Below are 14,112 nucleotides of genomic sequence, written 5' to 3'. Positions count from 1 at the left end.
GCAGGGGTTAGCGTCTTTCACATGAAGCGATCGACTCAAGCAAACCGGGTGGAACCCATGGCAGGAACCGACCGCGAGAAGGCCCTCGACGCCGCGCTCGCACAGATTGAACGCCAATTCGGCAAGGGCGCCGTGATGCGCATGGGCGACCGCACCCAGGAGCCGATCGAGGTGATCTCCACGGGATCGACCGCCCTCGACATCGCCCTCGGCGTCGGCGGTCTGCCGCGCGGCCGTGTCGTGGAGATCTACGGCCCGGAGTCCTCCGGTAAGACGACCCTGACCCTGCACGCCGTCGCCAACGCCCAGAAGGCCGGCGGCCAGGTCGCCTTCGTGGACGCCGAGCACGCCCTCGACCCCGAGTACGCCAAGAAGCTCGGCGTCGACATCGACAACCTCATCCTGTCCCAGCCCGACAACGGCGAGCAGGCCCTCGAGATCGTCGACATGCTGGTCCGCTCCGGCGCCCTCGACCTCATCGTCATCGACTCCGTCGCCGCGCTCGTCCCGCGTGCGGAGATCGAGGGCGAGATGGGTGACTCGCACGTGGGTCTGCAGGCCCGACTGATGAGCCAGGCCCTCCGGAAGATCACCAGCGCCCTCAACCAGTCCAAGACCACCGCGATCTTCATCAACCAGCTCCGCGAGAAGATCGGCGTGATGTTCGGCTCGCCGGAGACCACGACCGGTGGCCGCGCCCTGAAGTTCTACGCCTCCGTGCGTCTCGACATCCGCCGGATCGAGACCCTCAAGGACGGTACGGACGCGGTCGGCAACCGCACCCGCGTCAAGGTCGTCAAGAACAAGGTCGCGCCGCCCTTCAAGCAGGCCGAGTTCGACATCCTCTACGGCCAGGGCATCAGCCGCGAGGGCGGCCTGATCGACATGGGCGTGGAGCACGGCTTCGTCCGCAAGGCCGGCGCCTGGTACACGTACGAGGGCGACCAGCTCGGCCAGGGCAAGGAGAACGCCCGTAACTTCCTGAAGGACAACCCCGACCTCGCCAACGAGATCGAGCGGAAGATCAAGGAGAAGCTGGGCGTCGGAGTCCGGCCGCAGGAGGCCTCGGCCGAGCCGGCCGCGGGCACCGCGGAGACGCCGGCCACGGACGACGCGGCCAAGGCCGCCGCGCCGGCGGCCAAGGCCACCAAGGCGACCAAGGCCCCGGCGGCCAAGAGCTGACGCGGTGACCGGGCGCACCGAATGGCCGGGCGACAGCCCCGACTCGTCGAGGGCCGAGAAGGAGCTGTCGCCCCAGGATCCGGCTGAGCGGGCGCGGGCGATCTGCCTGCGCCTGCTCACCGGGACCCCTCGCACCCGCAAGCAGCTCGCCGACGCGCTGCGCAAGCGGGAGATCCCGGACGAGGTCGCCGAGGAGGTCCTCTCCCGCTTCGAGGACGTCGGTCTCATCGACGACGCCGCCTTCGCGGACGCGTGGGTGGAGTCCCGGCACCACGGCCGGGGCCTGGCCCGCCGGGCCCTCGCCCGCGAGCTGCGCACCAAGGGCGTCGACCCCTCGCTGATCCAGGAGGCGGTGGGGCAGCTCGACTCCGAACAGGAGGAGATCACGGCGCGCGAGCTCGTGGACCGCAAGCTCCGGGCCACCCGCGGCCTGGACCGCGACCGCCGGCTGCGCAGGCTGGCCGGGATGCTCGCCCGCAAGGGGTACGCGGAGGGCATGGCCCTGCGGGTGGTCAGACAGGCGTTGGAGGAAGAGGGCGAGGACACCGAGGGGCTGGAAGAGCCCTTCTAGACCGAGGGGCAGGCCGACGGGCCGGCGGCCCGGACGCACGTCGCGCCCGTGGGTGTACCCGGCCACAACGTTGGTCGCCTCGTTGGGGCAGGACGAGATGCACGGAACCGGCTTGACCCTCACGTTGCGTGAGGCTGGAGGGTGGGGTGCATGAGCGACTACTACAACGCGTTCGAGATGAGTCCCGTGCCCGCTCCCGGCCCGGACGCTGTTCCGCCGGAGCCGTTCCGTGGCATCTATGGAATGCCCGCGTTCGTGACGATCCCCACGAGCGATCTGGCGGCGTCGGTGGACTTCTGGATTCGTGGGCTCGGGTTCTTCGAGCTGTTCAGCATCCCCGGCAGGGTTGTGCATCTGCGCCGGTGGGCGTTCCAGGACGTACTCCTCGTCCCGGCGGCGAGCGTTCCGGAGCGGACACCGGCGATGAGCGTCAGTTTCGCGTGCGTGCTCAGCCAGGTCGATTCCCTTGTCGATGCCTGCCGTGCGTTGCGCCCGAACTCCGTCGACGGTCCACGGGACACCCCCTGGAACACCCGCGATGTGGCGGTGACCACTCCCGAGAACGCTCGGATCGTTTTCACTGCGGCGAAGCCCTTTGATCCGGCCAGTCAGGAGGCGCGGAACCTTGAAGCCGTCGGCATCACCCACCCGGACGTCGGTCGCGGCGACAATGAGGAGCATGCCTGATGCCACTGACGCCGATGGCCTGACCGTCGGTCAGGTCTCGGCGCGTCTGGGCGTGACAGTCCGCGCGCTGCACCACTGGGACGAGATCGGTCTGGCCCGTCCGTCGCTGCGTACGGCTGCCGGATACCGGCTCTATACCGCTGGTGATCTGGAACGTCTGCACCGCATCGTCGTCTACCGTGAGATCGGTCTCGGCCTGGACAGGATGAGGGCCGTCTTGGACGACTCGACCGCAGACGTGCCCGGCGCGTTGCGCGCGCAGCGCACCCAGGTCGCTGAACGGATCGACCGCCTCCAGCGGCTCAGCACCGGACTGGACCGGATGATGGACGCCCACGAGCGCGGCCTGCTGCTGACCATCGAGCAGCAGGCCGCGATCTTCGGCCCCCAGTGGAATCCGGACTGGCCCGCCCAAGCCCGTCAGCACTACGGAGACACGACGCAATGGCGGCAGTACGCCGAACGCGCGGCCGCTCGCGGTCCGGAGGAATGGCAGGTCATCGCCGAAGCCAATGCCGACCTCGACCGCGCCCTCGGGGATGCGATGGACGCCGGCGTCACACCTGGTAGCCCGGAAGCGAATCGACTCGTCGAGTGGCACCGCGAAGTCTTTGCTTCGTACTTCCCCCTCACCAGACAGATGCAGGTCTGTCTCGGCCGCAAGTATGAGTCCGATCCGGCATTCGCCGCCCACTACGACGGCATCCGCGCAGGCCTTGCCACGTGGTTCCGCCGCATCATCGACGCCGGCGCGCGCGCCCACGGCATCGACCCCGACACCGCGACATGGCAGTAGAGCGCGGGTCCGGAAGTTTGCGCCCGTGGGGGGCGTCCGACGCCTTCACGAACCCGGAGGTTCTCCTGAGTCAGCACACGCCCCCCTGCGCCCATGCCGGCGACGGGGCGGCAGGCGGTAGCAGCGGGGCCACCCGCTCCCACACGCCGTCAGGAACAAGATCAGCACGCACCCCGGATACCCTGCCGACCAAGATCGTCGAGCACAAGACCCGCAGCTCAACTCATTCCCAAACGATCAGTTAGCCCTGCCCGCTCCCGTGGTCGTCCTCATCCAGCTCGGGCGCGTGCGGATCGCGCGGCGGGCGCAGGGCGCCGGCGGCCGGGACGCTGACGGTGAAGCTGTAGCGGCCGAGCAGGCTCCGGCCCCTGCCCCCGACCGGCGGCGGAGGCAGGGGCCGGAGGTCTCTCAGGGCGCGTTGACCTGGAAGTTCTGGTTGTTGGTGTTGCTGGCGCCGGGGCTGTTGATGTTTTTGTTCGAGTTGATGTTGTTGAACATCGGGATCAGTCCGTTGAGGCTGATGGGGAGGATGGACGTTCCGTTCCCGTTCCCACCGTTCCCGCCGTTCCCGCCGTTGCAGTTGGGGCCGGGGATGTTGACGGTGTCACTTGCCGAGGCGCTGAGGCCGCCTTGGATATCGATCACGGTGGCGGTGTTGGTGACCGTGCAGGGAGCGTCCTGGGCCACGCTCATGGTCACTTCGACCGTGTAGCTGCCTCCAGGGTCGATGGGGCCCGTGGTTTCGCACTCAAGCCTGGTGCGTGGATCGTTCAGAAAACATCCAACCCCGCTGCCGGTGGTGTTCTGGGTGATCGCGATCGATGTGGCTGTAAGCCCTGCGGGGAAGGTGTCCGTCATCCGCGTCCCGGCAGGGCCGGTCGGCTCGTCGCCGGGGTTGCTCACCGTGATGGTGAAGATCCCCTGCCCGCCCCGGGAGAAGTCCCCCGCGTGGGTCTTCGTGATGTCCAGCTGGGCCTGCGCGTAGGCGGGGGTGACCCCTACGGCGAACGGCAGGGCGACGCCCAGCCCCAGGACGGTGCCGAGGCTGGCGAAGCGCCGCCTCAAGGTGTGGATGGCCATGGTCGGGTTTCTCCTTGTGGTGTGGAGGTCTGCCGTGATGCGGCTCCGACCGTGACGGACGGGGAGCTCCGCTCAGGCGGGACATCTGCACCCGCAAGAACGCGACGGGGGACGGCTTAATTACGGCTGCGAAGCCGGTGTCACTCGATCGCCGCGGGGTGGTACGGCTTTTTCATGCGTGCGGGGCCTTCGCCCCCTCAGCAGGATCGCGCCTACGTCCGCCAGGAGTACGCGGCCTGGCACGTCCCGATCCCCCGGGCGCGCCGATCTCCACCAGGGACTGCTCGAACTGGCCTGCAGCCTCATATGCCTCCGCTGCCTGCGAACCTCATTCTGAAACGATCAGTAAGCCCTTGCCGCCGACAGCATGACCGGCAGGCCCGCCGCCTTCCACGCCTGGAAGCCGCCGATCACGTCGGTCGCCCGATGCAGCCCGAGCCGTCGCAGCGAGGCGGCTGCCAACGAGGACGCGTACCCCTCGTCGCAGAGCACCACCACCCGTAGGTCGTGGTTCTTCGCCTGCGGTACGCGGTGGCTGCCCAGCGGATCGAGCCGCCACTCCAGCTCGTTGCGTTCCACCACCAGGGCGCCGGGAATCAGCCCGTCTCGCTCACGCAGTGCCGCGTACCGGGTGTCGACCAGGAGCGCTTCACCCGCCTCGTACGCCTCATACGCCGCACGGGCCTCGATCCGGTCCAGGCCGGACCTCACCCGCTCCAACAGCTCGTCGATTCCGATCCGCTCGTCACTCACTGCCAGTCCTCCGGACGCTCGACCTGCTCAAGACGGAGTACCGCGCCCGACCGGCTGAAGCGCCGGATCAGCGGGAGCGGCGGGTAGTACGCGTGCACCGAGACCGCGTGGGCGACCCGCGATTCGTTGAGCACCTCGTGCACATGGTGCCGTCCGAACGCACGCCCCTCGCCGGCCGGCAACTCCCGTGTCCGATCGGCCCCCTCGGCCAGCTCCAGGGACTTCCAGCCGCCCGCCGGCAACCGTACGGCCAGGGAATGCTCCGTCAGAGTGCCGCGGGCGGTGGTGAAGGCGCCGTGCGACTCGGCGTGGTCGTGCCAGCCGGTGCCGGTGCCGGGCGGCCAGCCGATGAGCCATGCCTCGCTGCCGCCGGGGCCGTCGAGCCGTACCCAGGTACGGCCTTCAGGGTCGAGCGGGAGCGAGTCGATCAGTTCGGTGTCCGCCGCCGCCCGGCGGACGAAGGCCAGAAGGTCGGCGGCGGTGGGGGCGACGCCCACGGAAGGTGCCGAAGGAACGGAAGGCGCGGATGGCGCGGAAGCATGCTGGGACACGGAAGGCCGTCCTGGAGTTCGCGAGAGAAGCGCGCGAGGGTACGCCGACGTCAGCGGCGGGGCGCGCGCTGGAGAAAGGGCGAAGTCAGCAGGACGGGCGACACACGCAGCCGGCGTAGCGGACGAGGTCCATGTGGACCCTCCGCCACAGGCGCACATCGGTGTCGGTCACGTTCCGGAGTACACCATGTGCGCCCACGAGGGTCAATTGACGTCCGCGGTGCGGTCGCTCTTCTCTGACACGGCCTTGGCCGCTCCCTTGGAAGCCCTCCCGACCGGCCCCTTCGACGCGGCCGCGGACGCGGATCCGGCCCCGGACGCGGATCCGGCCCCGGACGTGGCCCCCGCCTCGGACGCCGGCCTCGGCAGCTCCTTCGTTTTCACCACCGCCCCGCCCCGGGCCGCGTCCGCCGCCGCGTACAGCTCGGCGGGCCGGACGCCGGAGAACGAGGCGACCAGATGCCCGTCCGGCCGTACGAGCAGGACGGTGTGGGCCGCCGTGCCCGGGTACGCCTCGGTCACGAGCAGCTCCGCCCGCGCCGGCAGCGCGCGCACTGCTTCGGCGAGCTGGGGCATCACCCCGGCGCTCATCCAGTGCCGCCGGTCCCACACCCCCGTCCCCGGGGCGACCAGGACGACCAGGAGCCGCCCCTGACCGAGCCGGTCCCGGAGCCGTACCGTCGTGCCGTCCGGGGCCGTCACCCGTACGTCCTCCACCGGCGCGCCGGCGCCCGTGGCCACCGGGGCCGAGGAAGCCCCGGCGTGCGGGGGAGCGAGGGGGGAGTGCGGGTACGCGGGGGGCGCGCCGAGGGGGCCGCGCCCCAGGTGCCCGTCGGTCAGCAGGGTGTCGTGGCCGCGCGAGCCGCCCGCGAAGTACGTGCGCAGACCGCCACCGCCGCGCAGCACCGGAAGCGACTGGTCGGCGGCCCGCAGGCGCGAGGCGACGGCCGCCCGCCGCTCGCTCTGGTAACTGTCGAGCAGCGTGTCCGACGCCCCGTGGTGCCAGGCGTGCGCGAGTTTCCAGGCCAGGTTGTCCGCGTCCCGCAGCCCCTCGTCGAGCCCCTGGGTGCCGACCGCGCCGAGGAGGTGGGCCGCGTCGCCCGCGAGGAAGACCCGGTCCACCCGCCAGCGCCGGGCGAGCCGGTGGTGCAGGGTGTGGACGCCGGTGTCGATCAGTTCGTACGGGGGTGTCTCGCCGCCACACCATCCGGCCAGCGTCTCGCGGATCCGGGTGACGAGCGCGTCGGGCGTGACGAGTTCGCCGCGCGGCGGCAGCAGCCAGTCGATCCGCCAGACCCCGTCGGGCAGCGGACGCGCCGAGATCTCGTCGCCGCTGCCCCGCCACGGCGGCTGGCGGTGCAACACCGCCTCGCCGGGCCAGGGCAGTTCGGTCCGCAGCGCCGCGACCGCGTGCCGCTCCACGGCCGTACGTCCCGGGAAGCGGACGCCGAGCAGCTTGCGCACGGTCGAGCGGGCGCCGTCGCAGCCGACCAGATGGCTGCCGCGCCACCAGGTCGCCCCGGGGCCCCGGGTGTGCGCGGTGATGCCGTCGGCGTCCTGCTCGATCGCGTCGAGCCGGGCGTCGGAGATCAGCTGCACGAGTTCCTGCCCGGCGATCGCGTCGCGCAGTCCGCGCGCGAGGGCGTGCTGAGGGAGGTGCAGCGGAGCCGCGGGCCCCTCGCCGTCACTCTCCGTACCGCCGAGGCCGAGATCCAGCTCGATGTGCCTCATCTGTTGCTTCCGACGCAGAGAGCGCCAGCCGACCCAGCGGACTCCCTCGTCACGCAGGGTGGTGCAACCCAGGCGTTCCACCATCGCCGCCATGTCGGCACGGAGGACGACCGTACGGGCGGGGCGTGACTCCTCTTTGCCGGGCCCCTCGTCGAGAACGACGCTGGGTACGCCCTGGGACGCCAGGGCAAGGGAGAGCGCGAGGCCCACGGGCCCCGCGCCGACGATGATCACCGGGTCCACGGCGTGGCTCCTGAAGGCCGTTCGGTCATGCGGGAAGCACAGCGAAAGGTGGCGCGAGCCCGGTGCGTGATCACAGAACGTATGCAACCCACTGCGGGTGCGTGCGTCAAGTGACGAGGGCAGCGGCGCGGTCGCCACTGCCCCCGGATGATGTCACATACTGTCAGTTCTTCGTGATACCAGGCCCGTCGTTCCGGTCGGGGCCGGCGTCGGTGCCGCCGCCTCCGATGCCCTGCGCCGCGTCGCTGCTCAGCACGATCGCCGTCGCCGTCGGGTCGGGGACGACGATCCCGGTCTTGGCCCGGCGGCCCCGCTTCTCGATCCAGGTGGCGAGCGCGGAGAGCGCCAGACACATCGCGATGTAGATGGTGCCGATGACCACGATGGTGGAGACGTACGGGTACTGGCCGTTCACCTGCGTGTTGGAGGCGATCAGCCGGGCCGTCTGGAGCAGCTCCGGGTAGAGGATCACGAAGCCGAGCGAGGTGTCCTTCAGGGTGACGACCAGCTGGCTGATGATCGTCGGCAGCATCGACCGCACGGCCTGCGGCAGCAGCACGGTCGTCATGACCTGCGTCTTGGACATGCCGAGGGCGTACGCCGCCTCACGCTGCCCCTTGGGCACCGCGTTGACGCCGGCGCGCAGCACCTCGGCCTGCACGCAGCCGTTGTAGATCGACAGGCCCAGCGCCAGCGCCCACATCGAGTAGTCGGTGAGGAAGCCGACCCATACGGCGTAGATCGTGATCAGCAGCGGGATGGAGCGGAAGACCTCGATGAAGGCCGTCGCGAACCAGCGAACGGGCTGGTGGTCGGAGAGCCGGGCCACGGCGAGCAGGACGCCGAGCACGAGCGAGCCGACGGCCGCGAGGCCGAACGCCTTCAGGGTGGCGAGCACGGCGTCGGCGATGTTCTGCCGGATGCCCGCGTAGTTGAAGATGTCCCACATCTCGGGGGCGAGGTGGCCCTTTTCGCTCAGCCGGAACACGCTCACGGCGAGCAGCGCCACGATGGCGACGGTGCCGAGCACGGCGTAGATCCGGTTGCGGACGCGCGCCTTGGGTCCGGGGCTGTCGTAGAGAACGCTGGCACTCATCGGGCGACCTCCATGCGGCGCTCAAGGAGACGGAAGATCCCGCTGATCGTGAAGGTGATGACCAGGTAGGCGGCGGCGACCCAGAGGAAGACCGGGGCGATGGCGTAGCCCTGCTCGCTCATGAGCGTCTGCCAGCCGAAGAGTTCGGTGACGCTGAAGGCGCCGGCGATCGCCGAGTTCTTGGTGAGCGCGATGAAGATCGAGCTCAGCGGCGGAAGCACGGTCCGGGTCGCCTGCGGCAGCACGATCATCCGCAGCGTCTGCGAGAAGGTCATGCCGAGCGAGCGGGCGGCCTCGGCCTGGCCGATCGGCACGGTGCTGACACCGGAGCGCACGGCTTCGCAGATGAACGCGGAGGTGTAGAAGCCGAGCGCGAGCGAGGCGAGTACGAAGGGGCTCATCCCCGGGAAGAGGATCTCCGGGATCACGAAGAACGAGACGAGGAAGAGCAGCGTCAGGGGGGTGTTGCGCAGCAGCGTGACCCAGAGGGTGCCGAAGAAGCGCAGCGGCGGAACGGGCGAGACCCGGAAGCCGGCGACGAGGACGCCGAGGAGCAGCGCGATGACCGAGCTGACGGCGGTGATCGACACGGTTCCTATGAAGCCGTCGCGGAACTCCGGGAAATGGTCGAGCAGTACGTTCATGAGGTCTCCGCGTCGGCGGTCAGCGGCCTACGGTCGAGGCGTGCCAAGGCTTACGGACAGGGCTTATGGGCACGGTGTACGCGCACGGTGTACGGACCGGTCCGCAGGGACGGTGGTCCACAGGCACGGTGTACGGGCGCAGGGGGAGCGGCGCCCCGTACGTCTGTACGGGGCGCCCGATGTCAAGCCGAGGCTCAGTAGCGGTTGAGGGCCGGCGGCGCGACGTACTTGGAGTCGGACAGACCGAGGGTGGCGTCGTAGATCTTCTTGTACGTGCCGTCCTTGATGTACTTCTCCAGCGTGTCGTTGATCTTGTCCCGAAGGGCCTTGTCGTCCTTGTTCATGCCGACGCCGTAGGGCTCCTCGGTGAACGGCTTGCCCACGACCTTGAGCTTGCCGGAGTTGGCGGCGGCGTAGCCCTTGAGGATCGCGTCGTCGGTGGTGACGGCGTCGACCTGCTTGGTGAGCAGCTGCTGCACGCAGTCCGAGTACTTGGCGAGCTCGGTGGTCTCGGCACCGTACTGAGGCTTCTTGATCTCCTGCAGCGGGGTGGAGCCCGTGATGGAGCAGACCTTCTTGCCCTTGAGGGAGTCCGGACCGGTGATCGAGGTCTCGTCCTTGCGGACCAGGAGGTCGGCGCCGGCCTTGTAGTACGGACCCGCGAAGCCGACCTGCGCCTTGCGCTTGTCGTTGATCGTGTACGTGCCGACGTAGTAGTCGACCTGGCCCGTGGAGATCGCCGTCTCACGGAGCTTGGAGTCGACGGTCTTCCACTCGATCTTGTCCTCGCTGAAGCCGAGCTCCGCCGCGATCATCTTGGCGATCTCGATGTCGAAGCCGGACCGCTCCTTGGTGGCCTGGTCCTCGAAGCCGAGGTAGGGCTGGTCGGCCTTGGAGCCGATGATCAGCTTCCCGCGCTTCTGTGCTTCCTTGAGGGTCGCCGAGTCCACCTTCACGTCCGTGGCGACGATGTACTTGGGAAGCTGGGGAGCGCTCTTGTCGCCGGGCTTCACGGCGGGCTTGTCGCCGGCGGAGCCCTCCTTGCCACCACAGGCGGTGGCGGTCAGCGCGAGGACGGCGACGGCCACGGCCGCGCTCTTGCGGAGCTTCATGGTGAACATCCCTTTGTTCGTGGGTTGCTGGTCGACAGGTGAAGCATGATGGAAGCCCGCTGACGAGATGGTCAGTGGTGCAGGATCTTCGACAGGAAGTCCTTGGCCCGGTCGCTGCGCGGGTTGCTGAAGAACTGGTCGGGCGTGGCCTCTTCGACGATCTTGCCGTCGGCCATGAACACGACGCGGTTGGCGGCGGAGCGCGCGAAGCCCATCTCGTGGGTGACGACCACCATCGTCATGCCGTCGCGCGCCAGCTGCTGCATGACCTCGAGGACCTCGTTGATCATCTCGGGGTCGAGGGCCGAGGTCGGCTCGTCGAACAGCATGACCTTGGGGTCCATCGCCAACGCCCGCGCGATCGCGACACGTTGCTGCTGACCGCCGGAGAGCTGCGCCGGGTACTTGTCGGCCTGTGTGCCGACACCCACCCGGTCGAGCAGCGCACGCGCCTTGGTCTCGGCGGCCGACTTCTCCGTCCTGCGGACCTTGACCTGGCCCAGCATCACGTTCTCGAGCACGGTCTTGTGCGCGAAGAGATTGAAGGACTGGAAGACCATGCCCACGTCGGCGCGCAGGCGGGCCAGCTCCTTGCCCTCCTGGGGCAGCGGGCGGCCGTCGATGGTGATGCTGCCGGAGTCGATCGTCTCCAGTCGGTTGATCGTGCGACACAGTGTGGACTTACCGGACCCGGAGGGCCCGATGACGACCACGACTTCGCCACGGGCGATCGTCAGGTCGATGTCCTGGAGCACATGCAGCGCGCCGAAGTGCTTGTTCACGTTGGACAGCACGACCAGGTCGCCCGCCGCCGCTACGGCGTCTTCCGAGCCCTTGGTCACTGACACTCCGCTCATCGGCTTCTTGCTCCGTCCTCCTCGGTTGGGAGGACACTAGGCACGCGGTACGACCACCGTCATTACATCTGAGCGGAAATTGAGGATAACGATCCGGCCGCAACCGGACACACTGCGTGAACGGGACGCGCGCGGCGTACCGGGTCCATAACAGAAACCCCGGCGTAACAGGGGGAGACTTGACTGTGACGCCGACGATCGGCGTTCATGCCCTGGTACACCCTGGTACACAGAAGACCATCACCTGAACATCGAGGTACGGAGGAGGGTCATGAGACTGCTGCTCGTCGAGGACGACGACCACGTCGCCGCGGCCCTGTCCGCCGTACTGGCGAAGCACGGGTTCACGGTCACGCACGCCCGCAACGGCGAGGAGGCGCTCCAGGCGGTGCTGCCCGCCGCGCACGGCGAGCGTCCCTCGTACGGAGTGATCCTGCTCGACCTCGGCCTGCCCGACCAGGACGGATATCAGGTCTGCGGCCGGATCCGTAAGCTCACCACCACGCCGGTGATCATGGTGACCGCGCGGGCCGACGTCCGCTCCCGCATACACGGCCTGAATCTCGGCGCCGACGACTACGTGGTCAAGCCGTACGACACCGGGGAGCTGCTCGCCCGGATCCACGCCGTCAGCCGGCGCACCACCGGGGGCGAGGAGGCCACTGGGCCCGGCGACGGGAGCGCGCTGCTGCTCGGTTCCGTCACCATCGAGCTGCCCACCCGGCGGGTCAGCGTCGACGGAACACCCGTCCAGCTCACCCGGAAGGAGTTCGACCTCCTCGCGCTGCTCGCCCAGCGGCCCGGGGTCGTCTTCCGGCGCGAGCAGATCATCAGCGAGGTATGGCGCACCAGTTGGGAAGGGACCGGCCGCACCCTGGAGGTGCACGTCGCCTCGCTGCGGTCCAAGCTGCGGATGCCCGCCCTGATCGAGACCGTGCGCGGCGTCGGCTACCGCCTGGTCGCCCCGGCCGCGTAGCCGCCGGACCTCACCCGTGCGCACACGCCTCCTCCCGCTCCTCATCGTCCTGATGGCCGGGGTCCTGCTCGCCCTCGGCTTTCCGCTCGCCGCCAGCCTCGCCGCCTCCGAACAACAGCGCGTGATCGTCGACCGACTCGACGACGCGGCGCGGTTCGCCGCGCTCGCCCAGTTCGTCAGCGAGACCGGCCCGGGGATCGACGAGCGCCGCACCACCCTGGACGGCGAACTCGCCAGCTACCACGACGTCTACGGCATTCGCACCGGGATCTTCTACCGCGACAAGCGTGCCATGGCCGCCGCACCCGACGACTGGGTCGTCCCCTCCGAGGGCGAGGGGCACCGGGCCTTCCAGGAGGCGCTGCTCGGCCGCCGCAGCCACGACCCGCCGCAGGTCTGGCCGTGGCAGGACCACGCCCGGCTCACCATCGCCTCACCGGTGGTACGGGACGGGGACGTCGTCGCCGTCGTGGTCACCGACTCGCCCACCGGCCGGCTGAGGTCGGCGATCCTGCGCGGCTGGCTGCTCATCGTGGCCGGTGAGTCCGCCGCGATGCTGCTCGCCGTCGGCGCCGCGTTCCGGCTGACGGGCTGGGTCCTTCGCCCGGTCCGCGTCCTGGACGCCGTCACCCACGACATCGCCACCGGCCGGATGAAGTCCCGGGTCGCCGCCGCGGGCGGACCGCCCGAACTTCGGCGGCTGGCCCACTCGTTCAACGAGATGGCCGACAACGTGGAGGACGTCCTCGAACAGCAGCGCGCCTTCGTCGCCGACGCCTCCCACCAGCTCCGCAACCCGCTCGCCGCGCTCCTGCTGCGCATCGAACTCCTCGCTCTCGAGCTCCCCGAGGGCAACGAGGAGATCGCCTCGGTCCGCACGGAGGGCAAGCGGCTCGCACAGGTCCTCGACGACCTGCTCGGCCTCGCGCTCGCCGAGCACGCGGCCGCCGATCTGCGGCTCACCGACATCGGCGCGCTGGTCGCCGAGCGGATCGCGTCCTGGCGGCCGCTCGCCGAGGAGAAGGGCGTCCGGCTGAGCGGGGAGCAGCGGGCGGTGACGGCGTGGGCGGACCCGGTGGCGCTCTCCAGCGCCCTCGACGCGATCATCGACAACGCGCTGAAGTTCACCCCGGCGGGCGAGGCGGTCACCGTGACCGTGGCGCCCGAGGGCGACACCTGCGCGATCGTGGTCGCGGACGGCGGGCCGGGGCTCACTCCGGAGGAGCTCGACCGCGTCGGTGACCGGTTCTGGCGCAGCAACCGCCACCAGAACGTCAAGGGGTCGGGCCTGGGCCTCTCCATCTCCCGGGTGCTGCTCGCGGCGGGGGGAGGCTCGATCGACTTCGCGCCCAACGAGCCGCACGGGCTGCGCGTGACGGTGACGGTGCCACGGTCGGCGCCCCGGACGCAGGGCGGCGGCTGAGGCCTCGGGCCCCGGCCTCGGGCCCTTGTGCCCTCCGGCTCGGTACGGCGGGCCCTACGGCTTCACCGAGCGGTAGTAGCGCTGCGCGCCCTCGTGCAGGCTCAGCGGCTCGGTGTAGATCGCGGTACGGAGGTCCACCAACTGCGCCGGATGGACCTGCCGGCCGATCGCGTCCCGGCTCCTGATCACCGTACGGGTGAAGCCCTCCACCAGATCCGCGTCGGTCCCGTCGGTGGTGACCAGGAGGTTCGCCACGGCCAGCGTCTCCACCGGCTGTCCGTCCTGGGCCCGGGCGTACGCGTCGGCCGGGATGACCGCGGAGAGCGACACGGCGCGGTAGGCGTCGGCCTGCTTCGACAGGTCGTCGAAGACGATCAGGACGTGCTTGCCCTGGTACATCCAGTGCTGGC

The 14,112-nt window shown here is 69.8% G+C and carries 16 protein-coding genes; 6 read left to right on the top strand and 10 right to left on the bottom strand.

The annotated features are described in order from the left end of the window. Positions 1–57: 57 nt before the first annotated feature. The 4 genes from recA to ABZY12_RS29270 all read left to right on the top strand — a co-directional run bounded on the left by recA (position 58) and on the right by ABZY12_RS29270 (position 3,236). The gene (gene recA / locus ABZY12_RS29285) at positions 58–1,182 is read left to right on the top strand and encodes a recombinase RecA (protein ID WP_356895533.1); all 1,125 of its coding nucleotides are present in this window, start codon (positions 58–60) and stop codon (positions 1,180–1,182) included. Between the two features lie 4 nt (positions 1,183–1,186). Continuing rightward, the gene (gene recX, locus ABZY12_RS29280; RefSeq protein WP_356895531.1) at positions 1,187–1,753 is read left to right on the top strand and encodes a recombination regulator RecX; all 567 of its coding nucleotides are present in this window, start codon (positions 1,187–1,189) and stop codon (positions 1,751–1,753) included. 150 nt (positions 1,754–1,903) lie between these two features. Beyond that, positions 1,904–2,440: a VOC family protein gene (locus ABZY12_RS29275; RefSeq protein WP_356895529.1), complete on the top strand. Its 537-nt coding sequence runs from the start codon at positions 1,904–1,906 to the stop codon at positions 2,438–2,440. Beyond that, positions 2,433–3,236 (top strand): MerR family transcriptional regulator, encoded by an 804-nt coding sequence (locus ABZY12_RS29270; RefSeq protein WP_356895528.1) that lies wholly within the window; start codon positions 2,433–2,435, stop codon positions 3,234–3,236. Before ABZY12_RS29275 ends, ABZY12_RS29270 begins: the two co-directional genes overlap by 8 nt. Positions 3,237–3,644: 408 nt before the next feature. Here ABZY12_RS29270 and ABZY12_RS29265 read toward each other — a convergent pair whose 3' ends face one another. From ABZY12_RS29265 to ABZY12_RS29225, 9 genes are all read right to left on the bottom strand, one after another. After that, positions 3,645–4,316: a hypothetical protein gene (locus tag ABZY12_RS29265; RefSeq protein ID WP_356895526.1), complete on the bottom strand. Its 672-nt coding sequence runs from the start codon at positions 4,314–4,316 to the stop codon at positions 3,645–3,647. 342 nt (positions 4,317–4,658) lie between these two features. After that, entirely contained in the window at positions 4,659–5,069 is a 411-nt protein-coding gene (locus ABZY12_RS29260; protein ID WP_356895524.1) for a rhodanese-like domain-containing protein, read from the bottom strand. Next, positions 5,066–5,566, bottom strand: a complete 501-nt coding sequence (locus ABZY12_RS29255; protein ID WP_356895522.1) for a cysteine dioxygenase — start codon at positions 5,564–5,566, stop codon at positions 5,066–5,068. The genes ABZY12_RS29260 and ABZY12_RS29255 overlap by 4 nt, the downstream gene beginning before the upstream one ends. 139 nt (positions 5,567–5,705) lie before the next feature. Continuing rightward, a complete protein-coding gene (locus tag ABZY12_RS29250; RefSeq protein ID WP_309544753.1) occupies positions 5,706–5,777 on the bottom strand; it encodes a putative leader peptide in 72 nt (23 codons plus the stop codon). Positions 5,778–5,824: 47 nt separating this feature from the next. Next, positions 5,825–7,594, bottom strand: a complete 1,770-nt coding sequence (locus tag ABZY12_RS29245) for an FAD-dependent monooxygenase (protein ID WP_356895521.1) — start codon at positions 7,592–7,594, stop codon at positions 5,825–5,827. A gap of 163 nt (positions 7,595–7,757) precedes the next feature. Continuing rightward, on the bottom strand, positions 7,758–8,690 hold the full coding sequence (locus tag ABZY12_RS29240) for an amino acid ABC transporter permease (RefSeq protein WP_356895518.1): 933 nt from the start codon (positions 8,688–8,690) through the stop codon (positions 7,758–7,760). After that, positions 8,687–9,334, bottom strand: a complete 648-nt coding sequence (locus tag ABZY12_RS29235) for an amino acid ABC transporter permease (RefSeq protein ID WP_356895516.1) — start codon at positions 9,332–9,334, stop codon at positions 8,687–8,689. Before ABZY12_RS29235 ends, ABZY12_RS29240 begins: the two co-directional genes overlap by 4 nt. Positions 9,335–9,528: 194 nt before the next feature. After that, positions 9,529–10,446 (bottom strand): glutamate ABC transporter substrate-binding protein, encoded by a 918-nt coding sequence (locus ABZY12_RS29230; RefSeq protein ID WP_356895514.1) that lies wholly within the window; start codon positions 10,444–10,446, stop codon positions 9,529–9,531. A 71-nt stretch (positions 10,447–10,517) separates the two neighbouring features. Continuing rightward, positions 10,518–11,303, bottom strand: coding sequence for an amino acid ABC transporter ATP-binding protein (locus tag ABZY12_RS29225; protein ID WP_356895512.1), 786 nt, complete (start codon positions 11,301–11,303; stop codon positions 10,518–10,520). A gap of 271 nt (positions 11,304–11,574) precedes the next feature. Between ABZY12_RS29225 and ABZY12_RS29220 the strand changes: the two genes are divergently transcribed. Then, on the top strand, positions 11,575–12,279 hold the full coding sequence (locus tag ABZY12_RS29220; RefSeq protein ID WP_356895510.1) for a response regulator transcription factor: 705 nt from the start codon (positions 11,575–11,577) through the stop codon (positions 12,277–12,279). 16 nt (positions 12,280–12,295) lie between these two features. Beyond that, positions 12,296–13,702, top strand: coding sequence for a HAMP domain-containing sensor histidine kinase (locus tag ABZY12_RS29215; RefSeq protein ID WP_356895508.1), 1,407 nt, complete (start codon positions 12,296–12,298; stop codon positions 13,700–13,702). Between the two features lie 54 nt (positions 13,703–13,756). Here ABZY12_RS29215 and ABZY12_RS29210 read toward each other — a convergent pair. Continuing rightward, positions 13,757–14,112: TAXI family TRAP transporter solute-binding subunit (locus ABZY12_RS29210; protein WP_356895506.1), on the bottom strand; the 356-nt coding region annotated here is incomplete at its 5' end.

The sequence above is a fragment of the Streptomyces sp. NPDC006551 genome (genome assembly GCF_040611675.1).
In the GTDB taxonomy this organism is placed as follows: domain Bacteria; phylum Actinomycetota; class Actinomycetes; order Streptomycetales; family Streptomycetaceae; genus Streptomyces.
This window is presented reverse-complemented; position numbering and strand designations above follow the sequence as displayed.

Excerpts from the sequence above, each read along its gene's own strand:
- ABZY12_RS29240 (WP_356895518.1), bottom strand. The coding sequence starts at position 8,690 with ATGAGTGCCAGCGTTCTCTACGACAGCCCCGGACCCAAGGCGCGCGTC.
- ABZY12_RS29275 (WP_356895529.1), top strand. The coding sequence starts at position 1,904 with ATGAGCGACTACTACAACGCGTTCGAGATGAGTCCCGTGCCCGCTCCC.
- ABZY12_RS29230 (WP_356895514.1), bottom strand. The coding sequence starts at position 10,446 with ATGAAGCTCCGCAAGAGCGCGGCCGTGGCCGTCGCCGTCCTCGCGCTG.
- ABZY12_RS29235 (WP_356895516.1), bottom strand. The coding sequence starts at position 9,334 with ATGAACGTACTGCTCGACCATTTCCCGGAGTTCCGCGACGGCTTCATA.
- ABZY12_RS29265 (WP_356895526.1), bottom strand. The coding sequence starts at position 4,316 with ATGGCCATCCACACCTTGAGGCGGCGCTTCGCCAGCCTCGGCACCGTC.
- ABZY12_RS29220 (WP_356895510.1), top strand. The coding sequence starts at position 11,575 with ATGAGACTGCTGCTCGTCGAGGACGACGACCACGTCGCCGCGGCCCTG.
- ABZY12_RS29270 (WP_356895528.1), top strand. The coding sequence starts at position 2,433 with ATGCCTGATGCCACTGACGCCGATGGCCTGACCGTCGGTCAGGTCTCG.
- ABZY12_RS29225 (WP_356895512.1), bottom strand. The coding sequence starts at position 11,303 with ATGAGCGGAGTGTCAGTGACCAAGGGCTCGGAAGACGCCGTAGCGGCG.
- recA (WP_356895533.1), top strand. The coding sequence starts at position 58 with ATGGCAGGAACCGACCGCGAGAAGGCCCTCGACGCCGCGCTCGCACAG.